Source organism: Microcoleus sp. MON2_D5, from assembly GCF_036701905.1.
Classification (GTDB): Bacteria; Cyanobacteriota; Cyanobacteriia; order Cyanobacteriales; family Microcoleaceae; genus Microcoleus.
The window spans coordinates 90125-106926 of sequence record NZ_JAUBRM010000003.1 but is presented as its reverse complement, the minus strand read 5'-3'; the positions used below and the strand labels follow the sequence as shown (position 1 = coordinate 106926).

The window sequence follows — 16802 nt, the reverse complement described above, 5'->3', positions numbered from 1 at the left end:
TTGCTTAATCAGGGTATGAATCAACTTTTCCCTTGATGTTACAAAACTCACCCTTCGAGGGCTTATAGCAATTCCGAAATTTTCCATTCATACCCTGATTAAGCAACACCGGCTTAAGAGCCCGTCGAAAAAATCCCGCTGGGAGCTTTAGGCGGGGATAGCATAATTTCCCACTCACTCCAAAACCTTGTTCTAGGCGGGGATACTAAATTTTCCTAGTCTAGGACTTAAAACTGCTATCTCTTCATCAAAATATCAGTATGTCCCAGCCCAGAGCTTAAACCGCTACAGCTACGTCAGCATACTTCCATCTCGTGAGTGATACCCGGTAATCATAAAAAAGAAAAATAAACACTATATAATTTGCAATTTCAAAAATTACCCCAAAAAATTAGGTCAAGCAGCCGATGAAATTTTTCGAGTGGCAGCTTGTCCGCTGTAGAGTTTGCTGTAAGTTTAAGGGGCTGCGTCGGACAAGTTGACGCCGAAAAATTAGCGCAGCGGTCATCGGTTGCGGCGTGAGTGGCGGGCGTTCTTCCCAAGTTGTGGATTTAACGTAAAAGCTTCGAGAACGTTCGACGCCAAAATTTTACCGAAGGGGTGCAGTTGCACCGGAGCTAATGTGTCCCGTACTTCGTTAATCACTGCCGTTTCCATAAATGGTTGATGTCTCTATCTGACCATTCCTATAAATCGGTGTGAAGAGTTTAGTCAGCCATTTCTATAAATTGTCGATTAGACACAAAAATTTACAGCCAACCATTGACTAGGGGCTAAAATACTGTAATTTTAATTTTAAAGAAAATGTTGCGTGGCTGAGCGGTGCTAGTCACACCGAACAAGTCATGACTTCCCCAAACCATTTTATTAAAGGGATGAATTTATATGTCTTCATGGCAACTAGTTTCTGGAAATCTGACGCAAATATCCGTTGGTTCTGCGTCTCATATCTGGGGAGTTGATAGATATACCGTCTACCAGCGCGTAAATAATGCTTGGCGACAAGAAATTGGTGCGGTGGCAACATACGTTTCAGTTGGAGCAGACAGCACGGTTTGGGGTCTCAGTCTTCAGGATATTCCTCATTGGTATTTAGCACCTACATGGCACACACTTGGTGGACAGGCGATGAACCAAATATCCATTGGTTCTAAGTCTCATATTTGGGGGGTTGATAAATATTACTGCGCCTGCCAACTTGTAAAGAATACTTGGCAACAAATACGAATGACTCCTCAAATCAAACAGGTTTCAGTTGGAGCAGACGGCACGGTTTGGTGTGTTAGTTATCAGAATATTGTTTTCCAGTATGCTGGGAATGGTCAATTCCAGCAAATTGATGGAAAGCTGAAGCTAATATCCGTTGGTTCTGCGTCTCATATCTGGGGGCTTGATGCAAGTAACGCAATCTACCAACGTGTAAATAATGCTTGGCAAAGGGTTCCCGGCTCACTAGGATACATTTCAGTTGGAGCAGACGGCACGGTTTGGGGTCTGAATGCTAACAATGAGATTTTTGTTTATACTCACCATCCTGCTACGCCGACAACTAAATAATTTCAAGTATCAACTACCTCGATTAATATGGCATTGGATTTACTAATAAGCTGACGAAAGAGAGTTTCTATAATTTTATGCAATCAAAAACAATTGTCAAGTGGCTCACTGAATGACTGGACAAATAGGTATTTTCTTGCCCTGGTATTGGAACCGCTACAACTCCATCAGCATAAAAACATATCCTGACCTAGAGCCTGGAACTGCTAATGCTAAGGTCATCAAATAGTGTCAAGCGCGTGACACACGGGTTTAGGTGTCTTCAGCCGGACGGGCAGTCGGCTATTTTTCCGACGGTCTTCTAAATTTTTCACTTCAGCAAAGACTTAACAGCCCGTCGGAAAAATCCCGCTAGGGTTTAGGCGCGGAAAGGAGTATTTTCCAGCCTAGAGCTTATAACCCTTGCTGCTACATCAGGATACTGCAATATCCTATTTAGACTTAGAAACTGTTACAAATTCCTCAGCTATTCATATATTTTCAGCCTGGGCAGTTGTCTGAGTGCATCTGGGATGGAGGCAATTTGATTGCCACGGAGGTCAAGCGTTCTCAGATTGGACAGTTGCCCCATCGTTTCTGGAATGGAGGTAATCTGATTGCTACGGAGGTCAAGCGTTTCCAGCTCGGATAGTTGCCCGATCATTTCTGGAATGGAGGTAATCTCGTTTTCACTGAAGTCAAGTATTTTCAGCCTCGGCAATTGCCCTAGCTCCTCTGGGATGGAGCTAATTCGATTTTTAGCGAGGTAAAGCCATGCCAGACGGGACAGTTGCCCGAGTCCCTCTGGGAGCGAGGTAATCTGATTGTCACTGAGGTTAAGATCTATCAGATTCGACAGTTGCCAGAACACTTCTGGGATTTGGGTAATTTGATTGCCCTTGAGGTTAAGCCCTGTCAGATTGGACAATTGCCAGAGCACTTCGGGGAGGGAGCTAATTTGATTTTCGCTGAGATAAAGCCGTCTCAGATGGGGCAGTTGCCCGAGTCCCTCTGGAAGCGAGGTAATCTGATTGTCACTGAGGTCAAGGCATTCCAGACGGGACAGTTGCCCGAGCCCCTCTGGGATTTGGGTAATCTGATTGTCACTGAGGTTAAGGTATTCCAGATTGGACAGTTGCCCGAGCCTCTCTGGGATAGAGAGAATTTCATTGCCATTAAGGAAAAGATGTCTCAGCTTGGACAGTTGCCCTAGCGCTTCTGGAATTTGGGTAATCTGATTGTTACGGAGGTCAAGCCAATCTAGATTGGAGAGCTGGCTGAGCGCTTTTGGGATTTGGGTAATCTGATTGTTACGGAGATAAAGCGTTCTCAGGTTGGACAGTTGCCCGAGCGTTTCTGGGATGGAGGTAATCTGATTGTCACTGAGGTCAAGCGTTTCCAGCTTAGACAGTTGCCCGAGCGCTTCTGGGATAGAGGTAATCGGATTGTCATAGAGGTAAAGCGTTCTCAGGTTGGACAGTTGTCCCAGCGCTTCTGGGATGGAGGTAATCTGATTGCTCTTGAGGTGAAGCAGTGTCAGCTCGGACAGTTGTCCCAGCGCTTCTGGGATAGAGGTAATCTGATTGCCACCGAGGTCAAGCGATGTCAGATTCGACAGTTGTCCGATCACTTCTGGGATTTGGGTAATCTGATTGCCACCGAGGCTAAGTAATATCAGATTCGACAGTTGTCCGATCACTTTTGGGATTTGGGTAATCTGATTGTCACTGAGGACAAGCGCTTTCAGATTCGACAGTTGCCCGAGCGCTTCTGGGAGTTGAGTAATCTGATTGTCATTGAGGTAAAGACATTCCAAATTGGACAGTTGCCCGAGCATTTCTGGGATTTGGGTAATCTGATTGCATCTGAGATCCAGCTCTGTCAGATGGGACAATTGCCCAACTGCTTCTGAGACTTGGGTAATCTTATTGTCACGGAGGTCAAGGCATTCCAGATGGGGCAGTTGCCCGAGTCCCTCTGGGATAGAGGTAATCTTATTGCCTCCGAGAGCAAGCCATTTCAGATGCGTACACTTGACAATTTCTGGTGGCAATTCTTCCAACTCGAAACAAAATAAATACAGCTTCCAAGATTTTTTCTCAGCTGCCCACTCAATTTGCCGCACTGCTTCCTCTCGCGTCATGTCCTTTGTCTCTCAGTAATTGTATTTACCCCATTTAAAACCCTATAACCATTACATCTCGGTCAGCATAGAGGTATATCCTGAGCCAGAGCCTGAAATTGCCAAGGTCATTAAATAGTGTCAAGCGCGTGACACACGGTCTTAAGTGTCCTTAGCTGGACGGGCAGGCGGCTATTTTTCCGACGGTCTTTTAATTTTTTTCACTTCGGCAAAGACTTAACAGCCCGTCGAAAAAATCCCGCTAGGGTTTAGGCGGGGAAAGGGCAATATCCCCACCTACGACTCGAAACGGGTACGGCTGGGTCAGGATACAAAAGTTTCTAATTTTTATTTGACTCTCGAGCTTTTAGAAGTGGGGTGTCATTTCCAGGCAATAGTGTATTAAGTATCTTGGCAAACAAACCAGCCCCAACAATGTAGCTTTCGATAAAAAAGCTATATTGTTGGGGAGATATAAAGCCTAGAAGATAGTTGAAACTATCACCCTGGGTTTATGTAATCTTCTGCCGAGAGTCCATCACACGAAAAAGGGGTAACCAGAGAGCGTAATTCAAGAGCTTCATCCCTCAATGTGTCAATTTATATAAAAACTGTCCGGACTATTGAATGAGGAGTTGGAGATTTTGAATGTTGAGGCGCGGGGTTGGAGGAAACAATTGCTGAGAATGTAGCAATGCTTTTAGAACAAAACTTTTAGAGATAAGGCATTGCAGGAAATAAGGAGAAGGAAATCAGAAACTATATGAATACAGGCAATTTTTCACTATCTATAGGGGACATTTCTGGAATTATCCAGGCGGTTGGAGTTGTTGTATCTCTCATCTATGTGGCTATACAGGTTCGAGCTAGTACGAAAGCTATAAAAGGGGCTACTTATCAATCAATTATTAGTGTGTATGCAGAAATTGAAGCCCGAATTAGCCAAGACTCAGAAGCAGCACGCATCTATCGGCTAGGTTGTGACGAGCCTGAAGCGCTAGAAAAAGATGAAGCGCTAAGGTTTAGGGAACTTGTTTGTAGCATTTTTAATTTCTATGAAAATCTCCATTATCAATATAAAAACAATTTATTAGATGAAGTTTTATGGCAAGGTTGGTCTAATTACCTGAAAATTAAACTGGAGTATCCAGGAGTAGCGAAGTATTGGAAAATGAACGGAAAGCTTTATAGTAAAGATTTTCGGGAATATGTGAAAAGGAAATGTCTCAGACCTGAAAACAAAGTTTAATCTAGTGGTGTCGAAGGAAGCTCAAGAGATTTTCGGCGCTCCCGACATCGAAGTGTCAGAGGCTCTAGAAATCAAGCGGCGAGCTTATCCCGAAGATTTGAAGTGGTAAGCCCCCACAAGTTAAATTCCGGGGGGTTACATCAGGTTAGGAAAATAAGCTGACCCACCGCTTAAAAATCCCCAACTTGCGTGTAGTTGGGGAATCCCGGTCCGAGCAACTGTTGCTTTCGGCGATCGCCTCCGGCGACCGCAACCAGAACGCTGGTCACTCTTTTCGGTCAAAAACCAGGAATCAACCGGAATCAAAGTCAGTCAAGTTTTAATCCCTGATACGGTTTTAGGGCTTTACTTAAGATTTGTAGTAACGCAGTAAGTAACGAAGGAGTTTCAATCCCTGATACGGTTTTAGGTTGCTTCCGGCATGATCTAACCATCTAGATGTTTAAATGTCTGGATGTCTGTCTCAATCCCTGATAGGGTTTTAGATTGTTTCCAACCATCGTCTGGGATAGCGTAGTCGGCTAACAGAGGAATGTTTCAATCCCTGATAGGGTTTTAGATTGTTTCCGGCAAAGAATAGACGCTGCAAACCTTGTGCCTCTATCTCTGTGCAGTTTCAATCCCTGATAGGGTTTTAGGTTGTTTTTGGCTTGTGATTAACACTTAGAGTGTCTAAGCAAACACGCCAGTTTCAATCCCTGATAGGGTTTTAGGTTATTTCCGGTTTTCGGAGTCGCTCTGGCACCGATGGGATTTAGGGTGTTTCAATCCCTAATAGGGTTTTAGATTTTTCTTGTGGCCAGTTCCAGAAGCCTTGGTGTATTTAGTTTTCAACGTGCAGTTCCGTAAATTTAAAACAAAAGTACCATCCCAGCCTTTGAATTGTCAATACCCAAATTTTTGCACTCATTTTACAATTTATTCTAGACGGGGAAACTGGTCAGTATAAAGGTAAAATTATGCCCACAGTTGAAGAGTTACAAGCACTAATAGCCCAAGCACCCACAAGTGTTGACCGAACCACCTGGACTAAGGGTGAGTTACGGGTAGTGATGAGACTGTTTCAGTGTTGGTGTGGGTTGAGAAAGACTGAACCCTAGGGGACACTGCTAAATCAACTGTTTCAGTATCCAGGCGGGGACTATCTAGGACGCAGAGCAAGCACAACCAATACACTGCGATTCTAGACTCTGCTAACGCATCTGGGGGTTTGTAGTACCTTCAGCGCATTCCAGATATTCTCCTCAGCCTGCTAGACTCTTCTGAGTAAACTTATCTGAAACCTATGCCCACACCCACAATTAAAGAAATTAAAAAACTTATTAAAAGATGTCCCAAAAGCCCTGAGAGTTCTACTTGGAATATTCACAAATATACAGCAGTAATGGAATTATATGGTCACTGGTTAAGTGATTTAAGCGATAAAGATGGATATTATGAATTACTTAGACCTTTGTTTGACAGTAATAATCAATTCCTGGGAACTATAGTCCTAGATGTTCCTAAAAGAGGTGAACTTTTTTTTGACCTTTCAAGTCTATTAGAACGCCGCCCTCTTACTATTGATGAAACCCAGTGGACAAAAGACCAAAAGCACGTAGTCGAAACACTACATGACTGTTGGATATTTGCTTATTGGGACGGTCTGGGTACGGATGAGGAGTGGGAGATTTTAAAATCTTTATTCTCCGAGAATGGTGGAGAATACTTAGGAGTTTAAACCATTTCTGGTTCTTCATATTTTCTGAGCTAGAGATTGGAGCCGCTAAAATCATTAAATAGTTTCAAGCGCGTGACACATGGCTGTAACTGTCCTCAACCGGACGGGCAGGCGGCTATTTTTCCGATGACCGAGCCAACATTTTGCCAATTTAGCTGAAGCGGTAGCGGCCATCGAAAAAGTCCTGCTGAGGGTTAAGCAGGGAAACTTCCCTTTCCCAACCTATGACTCGGAACTGTTACACCTAGGTCAGAGTATTTGTGTTTCTTATATAGAAAGGAAGCGGTTGCTTTTCTGACTCAATCTGGCTCCACCTCTAAGTATGGTTTGGTAATTGCTCAACCCCCTTGACAGGAAGACGAGATAGACATTAGATAAAGGAAAGCTGCTTGACTAGCTTTCTCACTTCAACCAAACAAGGGACTTGACAATCTTTTCCAATTCTAAAGGTGTGATGCTAGAGTTTTTGCTACAGCCATAGAGTCTTTCTCCGTCTCCGACGCTGACATTATAGTAAGGCCCGTTACCTGCCGGAAAACTATATAGATTTGATTGGGGCAATTTCAATTGTTCTGGAGAAGGAACTTGTTCGGATTTAGCGCGGCCAGATCTCAGTTGAGAGCCATCCCTGCCAAACTCCACAATTATGTTGCCTAAAATTTCAGTACGCACAGGATAGGAAAACTCAAACCCTCCGCCACCAATTCCGTCGGCAATGCCGTTGAGTGCAAAACAATTATTTGCTGAGTTTCGATAAAGAATGGTGTAATTAGGAGCGCGCCCGCAAACTCCTCGAGCATTGCGACTGGAGTTAGGCGGACAAGGTTTCAATTCTACCTTGGCAACTTGGAAGCCACTAGGCACGTATGTAGGAATAGCCACTTGGATACCCAGCGCTCTCAAGGATGCTTGCTGAGTATCGCTTAAGCCACTTGACGAACTTTCAGCAGCCGACGCAAAAATAGTTAAAGGCAATAATCCCGCGACGATCAACATGACCCTTCCGCATCTGGCAAACATAATTTTAACTTCTCTTTTCAGGAATTCTTTTCCATCAGTCATTCGCACAACTACAGGCATTCTAATTGCGCCGCCAGAACTTTTTGCAGCACCGGAAGCTCAATCAAAAATTCTGTCCCCTTGGAGGGCTCGGAAACGCATTTCAAACGTCCGCTATGTTTTTCTGCAACAATCTGATAGCGTAACTGCTCAAAAGAATCAGAGATGTATTTAAGGAAAACCAACCCCAAGACGATGTGCTTATACTCTACCGCGTCAATGTTCTTTCGCAGCTTGTTCGCCGCCTTCCATAGCTTCTGCTCTAGGCTTTCCTTGGTCTGGGCGTTGATTGCGCTATTTCCCAGCCTAGAGCAGAAGCCCACTAGAAGGAGTTGACACTAGACGCAGAATCTGAGTGGTGGAGAATCTCTCTATTTTTGATAGAAGTTTAATAACCTGACTGTTTGACATAAGCGTTATCAGTCAATAAGGGAACACAGTTGCTGATATTAAACGCAGCCGCTAGCTCAATATCTGTGGTGAAGCCTTTAGCAACCAACTCTTTACCCGAACTACATTTTTTCAATGCTGTAACGAGATCATCTTGCCAATGGCGAAATACTGCCACAGCCGCTTCTGCCTCCGGTGACAATCGTCCATCTAGATGCGAAAGAATGGCACCCGCTCCAATTAGGTCTTCCAGAGCGGGCCGTAAACTCCCATCAGGCCACCTCTCACCAGCAGGGATAATAGCAATCCTAGTCCCGCGCGCCATCGCAAACTGTGCAATTGTCTCACTGTTTCGCAAACAACCGGCTAGTGTTGGCTTTGACCCTGTGTGTAACGTTAGAAAGGACCCGTTAGGTGAGGGTAAGACGAGCCTTGTGCCAGCAGGAATATTAAGTAGTGAGGAAGGGGCAAGGGAGTAGCCATAACTGGGTCGCCGTTCTCGACTGGCTAAACCAGCGTTGACAAGTTTTGCGTAATCAAGTGCTGATTCATCCCGCCATTGATAGGGAAAGATAATTGCGCCGTTGTTCGTAGCAATTTCAACACTGGTTGAAAAAGAGAGGATATCAACAATAATGATCACGTCACTGATCGGTGCGAGTTGGGCAACCCCCTGAAATCCCCATTCGCAGCGAAGTTCAAACTCTGATTGGTTGAAAATCATGTCAGTTGTGTAACTACGTTGCTTTGTCCATTTTTCCCAGCTTAGGGCTTGGAAGTGCGGAGGCTACGTCAGGATAAGCAATATACATGAATTACAACGGGAGTGAGTAATGATAGAACACCTCATCTTTGACATACCCACGAGATTCGTAAAGTGATTGCGCTTTTTGATTGGTCATCTGCGTAGATAATGCAATTCTCACGGCACCCGTTTGACGTGCAAAGCTTTCCGCCGCTTGCATTAATTGTGCCCCAACGCCTTGGCAACGAGCCATTTCTTCCACAAATAAATCATTCAAAATCCAAACTCGTTTCATTGAAACTGACGAAAAACTCGGATAAAGCTGAGTAAAACCCACACCCTGAAGTTCATCCAAGGCAATCAATATTGTTGAGTCACCCTGTTGGAAACGCATCTGGATAAACTGACGAGCCGCATCAAGATCTGAAATCTGACCGTAAAAGATGCGATAGCGATCAAACAACCGCGTCACCTCATCCAAATCATCCATGTGCGCCAACCGGACTTGCATCCCAAACCTCAATCACAAATCACGCGATTATAACAGTTCCGGATTAAAACAACAGACGGGTCAGTTAGATTAGCTAGCAAGCCAATTTGCGGTAAATGGCTTGCTAACTGATTTAGCTTAAATCCTTGCTAAGCGAGGCTTTGGGCCCTGTTCGCAAGTTTCTGCACAATTGCTACTCAAACCTCTGTCACTGCTGGGCTTCAGGTTTAGGTTCCTTCGGTTTTTTCTCAAAGACTTGGATACTTGGGTCTGATAGCACAAAGCCGTTAGAGGTTGATTCACCCATCTTGCCACCGATAGCAGCCACCCACATGGGATAGTTGGCAGCAGCATCTTCAAGCTTCTTCCATATTTTTGGCTTAACACTAACGGACACTACCCGACCGTCGCAGTCAAGCTCAAAGGTTTTCCAGTTGTCCTTGTTAGTCTCTACGTTATTCGGTAGTTCGTTAATTTTGATGATTAGTTCAAGCTTGCCAATTGTCATAGGTAATTTCGTTGGTTTAATGCGTTGCTTTTCTGGTACGAGAGTCAGCTTTGTATATTTTCCAGCCTAGGGGTGAAAAGCGCTACACCTTCATCGGGCTATTACCCTTTTCCCGTGTAGGAAAGCATGGAAAGACTCGCGCTCGCTCCATTGACTTGATCCGGCTTCACCTCTTTTGTAGTGCTGCAATTGTTCGAGGTTGTTGTGATCACTGATTTTTTGAATAATCCGCAGCGGAATGCCGGCGTTGCTCCCCAACGTCTGGGGTAAAATATAAGGCACCTCCATTTCTTGTGTGAGCGCGCAGGTTAATCCAGGGGAACTTGGAGGTCTTTTTCTTTCCCTACCCCCGACACCCTAACTTTTTGTCAAATGAAACCAGAATTCAATTTTTTTGAGCATTGGTATCCTATGATACCACTCGAAGACTTAGATCCCAAGCAACCAACTTCAGTAACACTTTTGGGACTGCGTTTAGTTATCTGGAAACCCAAATCATCTGAAACTTTCCAAGTGTTTTTAGATCGATGTCCCCACCGCCTTGCGCCCCTAAGTGAGGGACGCATTGATGACGAAACAGGGAATTTAATGTGTAGCTATCACGGTTGGCAATTTGATGAGCAGGGAAGTTGTACTCATATTCCCCAAGCGGAAAATCCAGAACTTGTAAGCAAGAATAAAGAAAATCTGTGTGCTGTAGCACTACCAGTTCGTCAGCAACAGGATTTACTCTGGATTTGGCCAGATGCAAAATCAAGCGAAAAAGCTGCAAATACACCCTTACCTTTATCACCGCAAATAGATGCAACTCAAGGCTTTGTTTGGTCTTCTTTTGTACGAGATTTAGAATATGACTGGGAAACCCTTGTGGAAAATGTGGCAGATCCGAGTCATGTTCCTTTTGCTCATCACGGCGTGCAAGGCAACCGTAAACAAGCAAGACCAATTGCCTTCCAAATCCTGCAATCAACACCCAATTTGATTGAAGGGGCAATAGTTGGGCCTTTTCAAACAAAAATCACTTTTGAACCACCTTCTCGCTTGGAGTATGCGTTCATTTTTGGCGATGACAGCAAAAAGTTGGGATTAATCACCTACTGTATACCTGTGTCTCCTGGGAAGTCTAGAATTGTCGCTCTATTTGCCCGTAACTTTGGCAAAACACTCTATCGTCTCAAACCCCGTTGGTGGGATCACATCACCAATCGCAATCTTGTTCTTGAGGGAGATATGGTTCTTCTACAGCAGCAAGAGTATTTTCTCCAACAAGCAAAATCTACCCAAAGCTGGAAAACTGCCTATCAGTTACCTACAAGTGCAGACCGTTTAGTAATTGAGTTTAGGAAGTGGTTTGACGGCTATTGTCACGGACAACTCCCCTGGAGCGAAGTTGGAATCAATGTTCCACCGACACGGAATATCAATAATGATCGCCAACAAACGCTCGATCGCTACAAACAACACACCCAACATTGTAGTAGCTGTCGAAAAGCACTTTTGGTCGTGCAACGCTTACAAGCATTGCTTTTAGGCTACTTTGTGATTACTGTTTGCGCTGTTGCTCTCTTTCCTGATGAATTGCGACTTTACGTGGGCTTACCCTTAATTGTGATAGCACTACTAGGTCTAGGAGCTTACATTTGGCTGAGATTTTGGCTTCGTCCTAGATTTTACTTTTTGGACTACATCCATGCACACAGATAAGGGCAATTTTTAGGCACTTTTGGCGTAGTTTTCTGCTCAATCAAGTTCAATAAATGAGCCAACAGATGCTCACAGGATAAATATACTAATTATCCTAGGTAAATTCATATTTTTAATAATCATTTATTTTCGGGCGTTGCTGATTTAGGGTATGAAGGGCTAAATCAGCAAGTTAGAGAAACCAGTATCCACAAAACTTCGGGATTTTTAAGTTATTTTTTTCATACCCTGATTAAGCAACGCCGCTGATTTTACCATCTGAAAATTCAGTGTCTCTTGCTTTGATCCATAGCACATCAGCAAAGAGATTGTTACGCACTGCTGCCATAGCAACTTTACAGGCTACTTCTGTCTTGCCGTACCCCGCACTACCGCATAGAGAGAGGATAGGTGCTTCTTGCGGGTCGTTTAGCCGGTGTAACACTTCTTCACTGAAACTCTCTCTTCCCCACACCTTTCGGCATCGTAAATTGGGAATCCATATCCCACGCTGGTTTTTGCTGTAACCGTCAGTTGGTTGTAGTGGTAATACGTTAATTTGGTCTTCCAGTGAAGGTGTTGTGCTTGCAACAGATACCACAGGTAACTCTATTTCCTTAATTTCGCTGGGTTCAGCAACTTCTTCCCAGTTAACACCTACAGCCTCACAAATTCTGAGAAAGGACTGTCGTTTAATAGGTATTTTCCTCCAAAACCGCTTCAGTGTCGCTTCAGAAGTATCGGCAGCCTGCTGCCACGTGATACTGTTTCTCTTCCAGCGCTTTTTTGCGTGTATAGCTTTCTCAACCTGGTCTAGCCCCTGTTGTGATGCTCTCAGCGTATTAGCCATACTAACCATTACCCCCAACGGTTTCCCAATCCAAATTTTAGCTCAGTTTGGTTCAGTAAAAAAAGCAGTGAGCCATTTAGTGAGTCAAACTGAGCTAAAAAGATGAGCCAAACTGAGCCGCTAAGCCAATTTGTATCTGAGATATTAGAAATGTGCGAAGGAAATTTAAGTAAAAAGTTTCCATCACTTAATTCAATATAAAAGGAGCAAATGCAATGCCTTTACCAACAAATAATTATGACTGGGATCGAGCTAGTGGTGATGACATTTTATTTGATGGAAACACCTCTAATGGAGAAAGTTCAGCCGAAGTCAAGCAAGTGTTTACGAACTTATCCACAGCAGTTTTAGGGAAGTCATATTCGATGACAACCGGTTATGCCTACGACCAAGGTTACTACAATTATTACAAAAAATGGCACGCTGGCATTGATATCGGTGCTTGGGCAGGAACTTCAGTGCGAGCTCCCATTTCTGGTACTGTTGCTTGGACATGGTCTTCCCCTAGTGATGGAGCATTTATCGCAGTTAATAGTAGTGATGGTCGTCAGTGGGTTTATGGTCATTTACAAAATTTCAACGGTTTAGCAACAGGAAGTACCATTTCTTCCGGACAACTCCTCGGTCAAGTTGGCAATCAATCAGGAGCCAATCACTTGCACTTAGAAGTACGCACTCCACCTTTCCAAGGAACTGGCGGTGCCAGTCCAGACCAAAACTTTGTCTTGAATGCTACGATGAGTCCCCTCCAAGCTTTTTCGGAGTTGAAGAACCAGGGCAATAATGGAGGTGGTAATACAAACGGTACTCCTACATCAGGCAATGACAACCTTACAGGAGGTGCAGGTAACGACAATATTAACAGTTTAGCAGGGAATGACACAGTAAGTGGAGGCGCTGGGAATGATACCCTTAATGGCAATAGTGGCAATGACCTTCTCTACGGCAATGATGGCAATGATTTATTAAGTGGCTGGACTGGAAATGATACTCTCATTGGTGGCGCAGGTAACGATGTTTTAGATGGCTTTTACTACAGTGGATTGAGTGGAAATGGGGAAGTTGACTATTTACGCGGTGAGGGAGGTGCAGATACTTTCATCATTGGTGATTCTTACGGAAAAGGCTACTTAGGTAGTAGTTGGGCTGTTATTCAAGATTTTTCAAGCGGACAGGCTGACAAGATTAAAGTCCAAGGAAGTCTTAGTCAATATCAATTGCGTTCTGGTAGCCAGTCGGGCTATTCCAGCAATGATACAGCAATTGTTTTGAGTAGTAATCCCAATGAAGTTTTGGCTGTGGCGTTGGGTGTCTCGTCATCTAATGGTGGTATTCAACTCTCAACCAGAGATTTCATCACCACATAAAACAGGAACTTTCAGCCGGAAAAAACTTGTTTGCGAAAGAGCGAGCGCTCTTGACGGATGAAAAGAGCGATCGAATTCGTGTTCTGACTTTTGGCTCCCCAGCGATCGCTTCTTTCTCCCACACTCTCAAAAAGAGCGATCGCCCTTTATCCATCCCCATCAATCGTGGCACGGGCGTCCCGCCTGTGCGATGGTATCGTTTCAAAAAAGAGCGTAAAGCGGAGGTATCCCGTAGGCGATCGCCCTGTAAATAGTAGAATTTACTCTGGTTTACTGCTTGTGCTATAATTGAGTAAAAATCTTTGTAATTACTACTAAGATAATGCAAGCTGAAAAAATATCAATCTCCCTATCAAAATCGCTACTACAGTTTATTGAAAGCTACAAAATTGCTAAAGGATGCAACTCGCCCTCCCAAGTAATTGCAGTAGCTTTAGAATTGTTGCGAAATCAAGAACTAGAATCTGCTTACCGACAAGCATCCAGTGAAGTAGACTCCGCTTGGGCTCTAACACTTGCCGATGGATTGACAGATGAAACGTGGTGAAATTTACTACGCTAATCTAAGTCCTACGGTTGGTTCTGAGATAGATAAACGCCGTCCCGTATTGATGGTAAGCAATGACGCTAATAACCGTGCTGCCAATACAGTTACAATTCTACCAATTACCTCTAATGTAACCCGTGTCTACCCTTTCGAGGTCTTACTAAATCCAGAGGATAGCGGTTTATCCAAACCTTCTAACGTACAAGCACAGCAAGTACGGACAATTTCTAAACAGCGAATCACCAGCGATGCAGTGGGAAGTTTGAGTGAGGAAATCATGCAGTTAGTAAATGTTGATCTCAAACTGCATTTAGATGTAGATTAACTGGGATATATAGGCGTTTTTTTTCGTGGCACGGGCGTCCCGCCTGTGCGATCAATCGGCTGAAAAAAGAGCGTGAAGGGGATCTATCCCGTAGGCGATCGCCCTCGTTCATTCCCCTGACTAAATTTGACTCCTCACCCACTGCCTAAACCCTCGAATCATCGACGTTTCACCCACCTTTTCTTGCATTTCCAAAAATCCCATAATCTCAGATGGCGACAAAAAAGGAAAGTGAGGAGAAACCTCCCGTTCTACATATTCCTGACCTTCTAACTGATAGAATATTAAACGCGAACCGTCATAACACCAAACCTCTGGCACGCCCAAACTCGCATACAATTCCATGCGGTTGATAGAACTGCTAGTAATGTCAATCTCGATTACTAAATCAGGTGGCGGTAGGGACACGGCAGTGCCGTGTCCTTTATATAATAATTCCGGTGCAACCGGAAACGACATCAAGCGATCGTGTGGTGGCGGACTCGGCATAAAAAATCGTGAAAAGGCCGATCGCACTGGGAACTTGCTGGCTTGCGGGCGATCGAGTTTTCCCGAAAAATCAGTGATATCCAACCAATAACAAATCACTAATCACCAATTACCAAGGACTCCCAATCATCACAAAAGCCGACCAATAATAAGGATGCGACAACTTTAAATCCGCAAACCCTTGCAGCGAACTCGGCAACTCCACCCCCTGACCCCGACTCAAACCCCGCAATCTTCCCCCCTCCAAACGCACATCTCCCCGCAACATGGCAATTTGCGCTTGTCGCAGCGCCGCCCCCTTAATTCGCGCCGTCTTCAACTGCTGGTAAAACTCACTCATCAATCCCAAAGTACCTTCATCACTCACGTACCACAAACTCCCCAAAGCCGTTTGCACCCCCGCTTGCAGCGCCAAACCCCCGAAACCCAACTCCGCCTGTGCATCTCCCACCGCAGTCCGACAAGCACTTAAAACTAACAGATTAACCTGCGGATCATTCAATCTCAAATCCCGCAATTGATCCAGTCGCAGCCGACTATTCCAAAACTGAATAAAAGAATTATTCGGTGCTCCAGGTCGAAATTCGCCGTGAGTAGCTAAGTGAATAACCCCAAAAGGTCGGCTTTGATGCTGTCGCTTCAAATTATCCAAAGTGAAATCCTCATTCAGAAAACTAACTCCCGGCCACTCTCGGGAAATAGCCGCTATTTCAGCAGGAACTGCAGGCAAAGGATTCAACTCTGAAAATTCCGAGGCACCCATTGCTAAAACTTGAGAATTTCTGAGATCGACGTAGCGAGTATCTGTTAAATTAATGCTGGGCATCAGGCTGAGATTGTACTTTTCCACCAAAAATTGCTGTCCGTCGTGCAAAGCAGCAAAGGGCATACCTCTCAAACCTCGATCGACAACAAAGGAAATAGTATCCGTTTCGCAGCTTTTCAAACTGTCCTCTAAAGGCGCAATCATCCACTTATAAAGCTGTTGGGAAGATGGTAGATAACTCGTAGTAGTCCGCACTCCCGGTTTGGTAATCTCATCCCTGAACTGAGTTACAACTTTCAGCAGTTCTGCCCGGTTCGCAGCCGGCACACTTTTGTGAACCACTTCACCGCAAGAATTTATTAGCATTAAATTTAATTCTTCGGGCTGCGAGAACAGATAAATTAAGCTGGGTTTCGTGCCCGTTTCTGCGCCCACCGATGCTAACTTTTTTTTGATTTCCTCTGGGGATACCAACTCGTCGCTGATGTTGATGCCCAAATATTCCCGAAATTCTTGGCTGAAAGATTTGTCCAGCAGAGACAAAGCTGCCGATATATTGCCGATTTCCAAATTCCTGCCGATATCGCCGCGAAATGCTGCTGACTGAATAACTGAATCTCTGATATTTGAATTGATGAAATTTCTCAGCCCTCTGGGAGATTGCATTCTTTCGGGCGGCATCCTGTCTCCGGGTTTTCCTATATCTCGCGATATTCTGTTTTGGTTCTGCCGCTGTTCGCGACTAAAGGGTTGGTTCGGATCGGGGAAAAGCGATCGCCCTCTATCAAATCGCGCTCTATCCCTTGGTGATATTGGCGGCGAATTGGGGTTATTGGGATTATTGGGATTATTGGGATTATTCGGATTATTTGGATTGTCGGGATTATTCGGATTATTTGGATTGTCGGGATTATTCGGATTATTTGGATTGTCGGGATTATTCGGATTATTTGGAT

18 protein-coding genes and 1 CRISPR repeat array are annotated in these 16802 nt (G+C 44.4%); of the genes, 8 read left to right on the top strand and 10 right to left on the bottom strand.

The window, feature by feature from the left end; genetic code table 11:
• Positions 1 to 504 precede the first annotated feature (504 nt).
• Entirely contained in the window at positions 505 to 645 is a 141-nt protein-coding gene (locus tag QUA47_RS01950) for a hypothetical protein (protein WP_333429508.1), read from the bottom strand.
• A 240-nt stretch (positions 646 to 885) separates the two neighbouring features.
• Between QUA47_RS01950 and QUA47_RS01945 the strand changes: the two genes are divergently transcribed.
• Positions 886 to 1557, top strand: a complete 672-nt coding sequence (locus QUA47_RS01945) for a tectonin domain-containing protein (RefSeq protein WP_333429507.1) — start codon at positions 886 to 888, stop codon at positions 1555 to 1557.
• A 466-nt stretch (positions 1558 to 2023) separates the two neighbouring features.
• Here QUA47_RS01945 and QUA47_RS01940 read toward each other — a convergent pair whose 3' ends face one another.
• Positions 2024 to 3679: a leucine-rich repeat protein gene (locus QUA47_RS01940; protein WP_333429506.1), complete on the bottom strand. Its 1656-nt coding sequence runs from the start codon at positions 3677 to 3679 to the stop codon at positions 2024 to 2026.
• A gap of 742 nt (positions 3680 to 4421) precedes the next feature.
• On the opposite strand from QUA47_RS01940, the gene QUA47_RS01935 reads away from it, so the two are divergent.
• Both QUA47_RS01935 and QUA47_RS01930 read left to right on the top strand, forming a co-directional pair.
• Entirely contained in the window at positions 4422 to 4907 is a 486-nt protein-coding gene (locus QUA47_RS01935; RefSeq protein WP_333429505.1) for a hypothetical protein, read from the top strand.
• Between the two features lie 316 nt (positions 4908 to 5223).
• Positions 5224 to 5693: a CRISPR direct-repeat array (repeat unit 25 nt; unit sequence GTTTCAATCCCTGATAGGGTTTTAG).
• Positions 5694 to 6192: 499 nt separating this feature from the next.
• A complete protein-coding gene (locus tag QUA47_RS01930) occupies positions 6193 to 6627 on the top strand; it encodes a hypothetical protein (RefSeq protein ID WP_333429504.1) in 435 nt (144 codons plus the stop codon).
• Between the two features lie 402 nt (positions 6628 to 7029).
• Here the strand turns inward: QUA47_RS01930 and QUA47_RS01925 are convergent, their stop codons facing one another.
• The 5 genes from QUA47_RS01925 to QUA47_RS01905 all read right to left on the bottom strand — a co-directional run bounded on the left by QUA47_RS01925 (position 7030) and on the right by QUA47_RS01905 (position 9819).
• Positions 7030 to 7689: a hypothetical protein gene (locus QUA47_RS01925; RefSeq protein WP_333429503.1), complete on the bottom strand. Its 660-nt coding sequence runs from the start codon at positions 7687 to 7689 to the stop codon at positions 7030 to 7032.
• Positions 7690 to 7697: 8 nt separating this feature from the next.
• Positions 7698 to 8009, bottom strand: a complete 312-nt coding sequence (locus QUA47_RS01920; protein WP_333429502.1) for a type I restriction-modification system subunit M N-terminal domain-containing protein — start codon at positions 8007 to 8009, stop codon at positions 7698 to 7700.
• A gap of 65 nt (positions 8010 to 8074) precedes the next feature.
• The gene (locus tag QUA47_RS01915) at positions 8075 to 8800 is read right to left on the bottom strand and encodes a 2-phosphosulfolactate phosphatase (RefSeq protein WP_333429501.1); all 726 of its coding nucleotides are present in this window, start codon (positions 8798 to 8800) and stop codon (positions 8075 to 8077) included.
• 91 nt (positions 8801 to 8891) lie between these two features.
• Complete coding sequence (locus QUA47_RS01910; protein WP_333429500.1) at positions 8892 to 9311, bottom strand: GNAT family N-acetyltransferase; 420 nt, start codon at positions 9309 to 9311, stop codon at positions 8892 to 8894.
• Positions 9312 to 9519: 208 nt separating this feature from the next.
• Positions 9520 to 9819 carry a hypothetical protein gene (locus QUA47_RS01905; RefSeq protein WP_333429499.1) on the bottom strand — a complete coding sequence of 100 codons (300 nt, stop codon included), beginning with the start codon at positions 9817 to 9819 and terminating at the stop codon, positions 9520 to 9522.
• Positions 9820 to 10230: 411 nt separating this feature from the next.
• Here QUA47_RS01905 and QUA47_RS01900 point away from each other — a divergent pair, with 411 nt between their 5' ends.
• Positions 10231 to 11523 carry a Rieske 2Fe-2S domain-containing protein gene (locus QUA47_RS01900; RefSeq protein ID WP_333429498.1) on the top strand — a complete coding sequence of 431 codons (1293 nt, stop codon included), beginning with the start codon at positions 10231 to 10233 and terminating at the stop codon, positions 11521 to 11523.
• Between the two features lie 232 nt (positions 11524 to 11755).
• On the opposite strand, the gene QUA47_RS01895 is transcribed toward QUA47_RS01900, so the two are convergent.
• A complete protein-coding gene (locus QUA47_RS01895; RefSeq protein WP_333429497.1) occupies positions 11756 to 12352 on the bottom strand; it encodes a hypothetical protein in 597 nt (198 codons plus the stop codon).
• Between the two features lie 215 nt (positions 12353 to 12567).
• Here QUA47_RS01895 and QUA47_RS01890 point away from each other — a divergent pair, with 215 nt between their 5' ends.
• From QUA47_RS01890 to QUA47_RS01875, 4 genes are all read left to right on the top strand, one after another.
• Positions 12568 to 13719, top strand: coding sequence for a peptidoglycan DD-metalloendopeptidase family protein (locus QUA47_RS01890; protein WP_333429496.1), 1152 nt, complete (start codon positions 12568 to 12570; stop codon positions 13717 to 13719).
• Positions 13720 to 13745: 26 nt separating this feature from the next.
• Entirely contained in the window at positions 13746 to 13973 is a 228-nt protein-coding gene (locus tag QUA47_RS01885; protein ID WP_333429495.1) for a hypothetical protein, read from the top strand.
• Positions 13974 to 14041: 68 nt separating this feature from the next.
• Positions 14042 to 14266: a CopG family transcriptional regulator gene (locus QUA47_RS01880; protein ID WP_333429494.1), complete on the top strand. Its 225-nt coding sequence runs from the start codon at positions 14042 to 14044 to the stop codon at positions 14264 to 14266.
• Positions 14253 to 14591 (top strand): type II toxin-antitoxin system PemK/MazF family toxin, encoded by a 339-nt coding sequence (locus QUA47_RS01875; protein ID WP_333429493.1) that lies wholly within the window; start codon positions 14253 to 14255, stop codon positions 14589 to 14591. The genes QUA47_RS01880 and QUA47_RS01875 overlap by 14 nt, the downstream gene beginning before the upstream one ends.
• Positions 14592 to 14711: 120 nt before the next feature.
• Here the strand turns inward: QUA47_RS01875 and QUA47_RS01870 are convergent, their stop codons facing one another.
• Positions 14712 to 15164, bottom strand: a complete 453-nt coding sequence (locus QUA47_RS01870; protein ID WP_333429492.1) for a Uma2 family endonuclease — start codon at positions 15162 to 15164, stop codon at positions 14712 to 14714.
• A 25-nt stretch (positions 15165 to 15189) separates the two neighbouring features.
• Positions 15190 to 16802 (bottom strand): CHAT domain-containing protein (locus tag QUA47_RS01865; protein ID WP_333429491.1); only part of this gene is annotated, 1613 nt, incomplete at its 5' end.